General features: G+C 34.0%; 2 protein-coding genes. Both read left to right on the top strand.

Features of this window, described 5'->3' with window-relative positions; genetic code table 11:
• The first annotated feature begins 426 nt into the window (after nucleotides 1–426).
• Nucleotides 427–3,423: a helicase-related protein gene (locus H575_RS06365; protein WP_211213864.1), complete on the top strand. Its 2,997-nt coding sequence runs from the start codon at nucleotides 427–429 to the stop codon at nucleotides 3,421–3,423.
• Between the two features lie 11 nt (nucleotides 3,424–3,434).
• On the top strand, nucleotides 3,435–6,746 hold the full coding sequence (locus tag H575_RS06360) for a type ISP restriction/modification enzyme (protein ID WP_042699680.1): 3,312 nt from the start codon (nucleotides 3,435–3,437) through the stop codon (nucleotides 6,744–6,746).
• Nucleotides 6,747–7,152: the final 406 nt, after the last annotated feature.

Here is a 7,152-nt window from a genome sequence, read left to right as displayed (position 1 = left end):
CCCTCCCCCGTCCCTCGCAAGGCAAAGCCTTGCTCGGCTAAGGTCGGCCGCTTTCAGCGTCCAACCCGCCCCCACACGAAAGCCACTAAAATCAACGAAATTCACGAAAAGGGGGGACAGGGGCGGAGAAATGAGGAGACCAGCAAGCTCTGAGAAGAAAGTAGTTGGGATGAGTGTGGACACATGAGAAAAACCAACCGCGTTCGCAAATCATCGATTTGCTCTCCGCTTCGGGATATGATTATCATATCAGTGAGGTATTGAAAATGAATAAAAATTAACACGGAAATCTTATATCAGTCTACAACTTATTTAACAGAAAGGTGAAAATCTATTTCTGACACTGATTTGTTTATTGCTGATAACAGTATTTTTGATAACTCTGTAAAAAAATATCTTTCTGAGTGGTGTGATGTTTCAAAACAAATGGATATTGCCACAGGTTATTTTGAAATTGGAAGTCTGTTAGAACTTGACGGTAAATGGCAAAAGTTAGGTAAAATTCGTATTTTATTTGGGGATGAAGTAACCAAGCGAACAAAGAATATGTTTGAAAAGGTTGATGAGAGCGTTAATACATTTTTAAAAAGGCTTGATGACAGTATTGAAAAAGAAAAAGACATAGATGAGTTTTTAGTAGGAGTTCCCGGAATTGTTAAAGCAATCAAAGACGGAAAAATAGAATGTCGTGTATATAATAAAGGTAAATTTCATGCGAAATCATATATTACTTATTTTAAAGATGATTTCCATAAACAATTCCTTTCGTCAATGAATATCCATGCGGGATATGCGTTAGTTGGTTCAAGTAATTTTACAAAAGCAGGTTTAACTCAAAACATAGAATTGAATGTTCAGATTCCCAATGATGTTGAAAAATTACAAAAATGGTTTAATGAACATTGGGAAGATGCCGAAGATGTTACCCCTGAATTACTAAAGACTATAGAAATTCATGTTAAAGAGTATTCTCCGTTTGATGTATATTTGAAATCAATGTATGAATATTTCAAAGAACATGACCAGACTATAAATGAATGGGAAGAAAAAACCTCAAAAATTTATCCTATACTTTCTCAGTATCAAAAAGATGGATATAACAGTCTAATAAATATCGCAAATAATTATTCTGGGGCGTTATTGTGTGATGGTGTTGGTTTGGGTAAAACTTTTGTTGGGATGATGCTTATTGAACGTTTTGTTAAAAAAGAACGTAAAAATGTTGTTTTAATTATCCCCGCATCTACCCGTGATTCTGTTTGGGAAACTGCAATTAAAAAATTTGTTCCAGAAATTCTCGAAGGATTCTATCCTTTCAAAATTATTAATCACACAGATTTACTTTCAGATTCAAAAAACAATTTACTTGAACAGATTGCGAAGCAGGGTGAAATTGTAATTATTGATGAGGCACATCATTTTAGAAATCAGGCGTCAGGCAGATATCGTAAGTTATTTGAGATGATGAAATGCGGGAATAATAAACAGATGTTTATGCTGACCGCAACACCGATTAACAACAGTTTTTACGACTTACAGCATTTGATAGAACTCTTTACACACGGAACAAAAGATTATTTCAAGTCTATTGGTGTTCATACTATACAGGGATATTTTAGGACGCTTGAAGCACATTTAAATTCAATATCTGATGCATCTGATTTTGAAGATGAATCAAACGATATTTTCAGAAATGATAAATTAATTAATCAACTTGTTGTTCAGAGAAGCAGAGCATATGTTGTTGAAAGTCTGAAAGCATCAGAAGGTGCTTGTAATGTTATTTTTCCTAACAGGCAAGATCCAACAGTTGCAAACTATTCTCTGAAATTATCATACGGAGAACTTATTAATGATTTTATTAAGTCTTTTGATAAGGTTGATAAAAATGGAAAAAGACAGCCCATTATCACACTTCCAATTTACTCACCATTTGATGAGCCGTATTTTATCGGGGATAAATCTAAGATTGATGATATGAAATCTGGGCGACAGGCACAGGTTGTTAATTTAATTCGTCAGTTACTGTTAAAGAGATTTGAAAGTTCATTATCCGCGTTTGAAGAAACATGTATCAGAATATATTTCCGCTTGCTAAACTTTTTGGAGATCTACAAAGAAGAGGGGAATGTCAGAAATATTGAAAGATACATGCAGAAACATGAAGATACTATTGAACACGTTAAGAAATACATTAGCAAATTAAACACATTTTCGGATTTTGAAAATGATTTACCTAAATATGTGTGGGATGAGGATGAGAATTTAACAAAAGATGATTTTGATATCCGTATAATGCTTGAAGATACAATGATGGATTTGGATGTCATCTCTGACTTTATAGAAGATATAAAAAAAGTCGATTCAACTAATGATGATAAAATACGTAAGTTAAAACATATCCTTGCAAATGACAGCAGAGTTAAAGGCAAGAAGGTTATTATTTTCTCCGAGTATCGCGCAACGGCAAAATATATTTTTGATGAATTAAATAAAGCGGGTTTCAGCAATATCTATGAAATAGATGGACAGAGTAAAGTTGACAGACATGAGATTGTTCAGCGTTTCTCACCATATTATAATGATTTATCGTCAAGTGAAGTGAAGGATGAAATATCAATTCTTATCGCCACGGATATTTTATCTGAGGGTTTGAACCTTCAAGATGCATCATGTTTGATAAATTATGATTTACATTGGAATCCCGTAAGGCTGATGCAAAGAATTGGGCGTGTTGATAGACGCAGAAATATAGATATTGAAACGAAATTACTTGAAGATCGCCCTGAACTTGAAAAAGACAGAGATAATATTTACTATTGGAATTTCCTTCCGCCAGATGAATTGGATAGTTTACTCAGTCTTTATAAGGTTGTTTCACAAAAGACGCTTCGTATTTCTAAAACATTTGGTATTGAAGGAAAGAAACTTCTCACGGCAGATGATGATTATCAAGCCATTAAAAACTTTAATTCAAAGTATGAGGGTAAAACATCAAGCACAGAAGATATGATTCTTGCATATCAAAAATTGATGAGTGAAAATCCTGATTATTCTGAAACAGTTAAATCACTACCTAAAAAAATGTTCAGCGGGAAAGTTAAATCAGGACAGAAGGGTATTTTCTTCTGTTATGAACTACCTGTAAAATCAGCATCGGATGGTTGTTGGTCTGAGAATGGAGTGTTCAGATGGTATTTCATTAATTCAGATACAAATGAAATTTCAGAACAGGCGTATGAGATTTGGCAGTTGATTAAATGTTCTGTTTCCGAGCCGCGTATTATTGGTGTTAATAGAGAATCATTTTCAGTAATGAAGGAGCGTGTTTACAAACACATCAAAAAAGAGTATCTTAGACAGATTAATGCAGATCTGCACGCTCCAAAACCGCGTTTGGTTACATGGATGGAACTTTATTAAGAGGTTAGAAAATGAAAACAGAATCAAAACTCAGGAATATAAAAAACTTTGATGATTTGCTTATTTATTTCTCAGAAGAACTGAAATGGGATATTGAAATAGATGATTTTGATGATATTGATGATATTACATATGAGTTCACTGCTGATGATTTATGTTTAAAGGAAGAAGTGTTTGAAAAAATTTCCTCTCTTCGTCAGCTCAAAAATTTATCCTCAAATCAGTCTTTAGGTATTTTTTGTGTTGAATACAACAGTAAACATTTTGAAATTACAGCACTAAGAAAAATATTATGGGGATTAGTAGATAACCGCAGAAATTCTAATCACGCTGTCTGGAAACAGCGAGATTTGCTTTTTATTTGTTTCTGGGGAACTGATGCAAACAGAACAATAGGTATTGCACATTTTGAGGATAAGGAAACTGGTTTGCCTCAGATTAAGGTTACATATTGTTCTCCTGCTAAAGAGGATATTACTAAGTTATCTGATTTTGAAAAGGCTTTATCATTTTTAGAATGGCAGTCAGATATGTCACATGGCTCATACTGGAAAAAATGGTCTAAAGCATTTCCGACTGGCTATCGTGAAAATATTCGTAATTCGTCAACTTTAACTCTCAAACTTGCAGAAGCAGCTCGTAATATAAGAAATCAGATATTAGAGACTCTTGAAGTAGAATCTGATACAGGTGATGTGCATAAAATATACAATAGATTTAAAGAAACTCTGATTCATGATATGACTAAAGAACAGTTTGCAGATATGTATGCTCAAACGGTAGTATATGGTTTGTTTTCTGCAAGGTGTATGGATGAGACTCCAGAAGATTTTAGCGTTTCAGAGGCTATTTCTTGTATTCCAAATACAAACCCATTTTTAAGAGATTTACTGGAAGATTGTATTGGTTCAAAAAACAAGCATCTTCTTTTTGATGAATTAGAAATAGGAAATGTATTGGAAATATTGCTGCATACTGATATTTCGTCAATCATCAAAGACTTTAACCGCCAGACAGGAAATGAAGATCCTGTTATTCACTTTTATGAGGAGTTTCTTTCTGCATACGATAAAGATGTGAAAAAGAATTTGGGTGTTTTCTATACTCCTCAGCCTGTTGTTAATTTCATGGTTCGCTCAGTTGATTCAATATTGAAAGAAGAATTTGGGTTGATTGACGGTCTTGCATCATCTGAGACAAAGAGAATAAAAGAAACTGTCTGGAACCGGAAGAAAAATGGGGAAACTGAAATAAAAGCTGATGTGCCTAAAATTCAGATTCTTGATCCATCAACTGGGACAGGAACTTTTTTGCGCCAGATTATTTTACAGATTTATGAAAACTTTAAAAATAATCATTCTGGTGATGAATACTTTTCAGATGAATGGAGCACATATGTCTGTAAAAACCTATTGCCTCGTTTAAATGGTTTTGAATTAATGATGGCTCCTTATGCTGTTGCTCACATGAAATTGGCAATGGTTTTGAAAGAAACAGGTTATGATTTCAGAGAAAATAAACGCCTGAAATTATATCTTACAAATACTTTAGAGGAAGCAGGCTGGACTGGTCAATCAACATTTGATTCTGACCCGCTTGGCAGAGAATCCGCAGAAGCGAACGGCGTTAAAATAAATAACGGGATTAATATTATTATAGGAAATCCCCCATATAACGGTAAAAGTCTAAATGAAAGTAAGTGGATTAAATCATTAATTGCTTTATACAAAAAAGAACCAAACAGCAATCAAAAAATTCAAGAAAGAAATGCAAAATGGATTGATAATGATTATATAAAATTCATTCGTTTTGGTCAGTATTATATTGAACGTTCTGGCAGCGGCATTCTTGCCTTTATATGTCCACATAGTTTTCTTGCGGGTCCAATATATCGTGGTATGCGTTGGAGTCTTTGTTCATCTTATGATGAAATTTATATTCTTGATTTACATGGAAACAGCAGGAAACATGAAATATCCTTAGATGGTAGTGAAGACGAGAATGTTTTTCAGATTCAGGAAGGCGTATGCATCGCCATAATGGTGAGAAAAAATTCAAAAATAGATGAATTAGGTAAGGTATATTATGCAGATATTTTAGGTACAAAAGAATACAAATTTAATCAACTAAATAAATTACTGTTAAATGATATTAAATGGCTTCCTGTAAGATATTCAGAACCATTTTATATGTTTAAGCCAGTTAAAGATATCAAAACAAATAGAATTGAACAATTTAATATAATAAAATTATTTAAAAAATCTGACATGGGTTTTCAAACCCATAGAGATGATTTTGCGATTGCTTTTGATAAAAAAATAATTGTTAATCGTATCGAAGATATGCTCAATCCCGAAATTTCTGATGCTGACATAAAAGCCAAATATGATATTAATGATAATGGAGATTGGCAGGTTTGCAATGCACGATTAAGGATAAAAAATACCCCTAGCGATGAAAGAACTAATAATGTTGCATTGTGTCAATATCGCTTATTTGATAAAAGATGGTGCTATTTGGATTATGGATTTATGGATCGTCCTCGGGATGGTGTATTTAGTAATGTATCCAACAAAGACAATTATGTTTTAGGTGTTGGGAGACAAGGTGAAGCGATTGGTGATATTGAATGGTGCCTTGTTACAGTATCACGTTACGCAACAGATGCCAACATATTTAGTAGGGGTGGAATACAATCTGCTCCATTATATTTGTATGAAAGCGATACAAAACGAATCCCTAATTTACAATTAGACATTGTAAATAAGTTTGAAAAATATCTTAAACTTAAATTTATCGCAGAAAAGAATGACCAAACAGATACATTCACACCACTTGATATTATTGACTATGTTTATGCAGTGCTTTATTCTCACAGTTATCGTGAAGAATTTGCTGATGAACTTAGGGTCAATTATCCTAATATACCTTACCCGCAGAGTTCAGAATATTTCTGGAAGATGGTTTCTTTTGGTTCAGAATTAAGAAAATTACATACTGAAGAAATTGATGCTGATCTATCTAATTATGAATATTCAGGAATCGGAAACAATATTGTAGATAAATTTACATTAAAAGATAACAAAATTTACATTAATAAAACCCAATATTTCATGTCAAAATCGTCTGATGTTATAATTGATGATAAATTATGGAATTATACAATTGGTGGATTCCAACCTCTACAAAAATGGCTTAAAGACAGAAAAAAGAATTTAGTTATTCTATCTACAAACGATATCACACATTACATGAATATTATTGATGCAATAGATAGAACTCAAAAAATTATGACGAAAATTGACGCATGCATAAAATTCTAAAAAAAATAGAGAATTTCTAACAACCTTTTTTTCGACAGAAAGTACTTTTTTTTCTTTTCCAGAGAGGGTGCGATTCTGCACCAGCGCTCAGCCGGAGCAGAGCACCCGAACGGAACAAAAATGCGATTCGCGAAAATTCGCGGAGGCGTGCAAGCCAAAGGCTTGCGTGCCGCCTCAAACGGACATGGTCCGTTTGGGCTTATTCGCGGTTCTTTTTCTCTTGTATCCGCACAAGACCTTACACTTTCCAAGCTTTACAATAGATACTCCTTCCATTCTTCCGCCCCTGTCCCCCCTTTTCGTGCATTTCGTTGATTTTAGTGGCTTTCGTGTGGGGGCGGGTTGGACGCTGAAAGCGGCCGACCTTAGCCGAGCAAGGCTTTGCCTTGCGAGGGACGGGGGAGGG

This window comes from Methanocorpusculum bavaricum DSM 4179, from assembly GCF_000430905.1.
Taxonomy (GTDB): Archaea; Halobacteriota; Methanomicrobia; order Methanomicrobiales; family Methanocorpusculaceae; genus Methanocorpusculum; species Methanocorpusculum parvum.
Note: the sequence above shows the minus strand (reverse complement) of the source record. Positions and strands in the feature narration are given on the sequence as shown.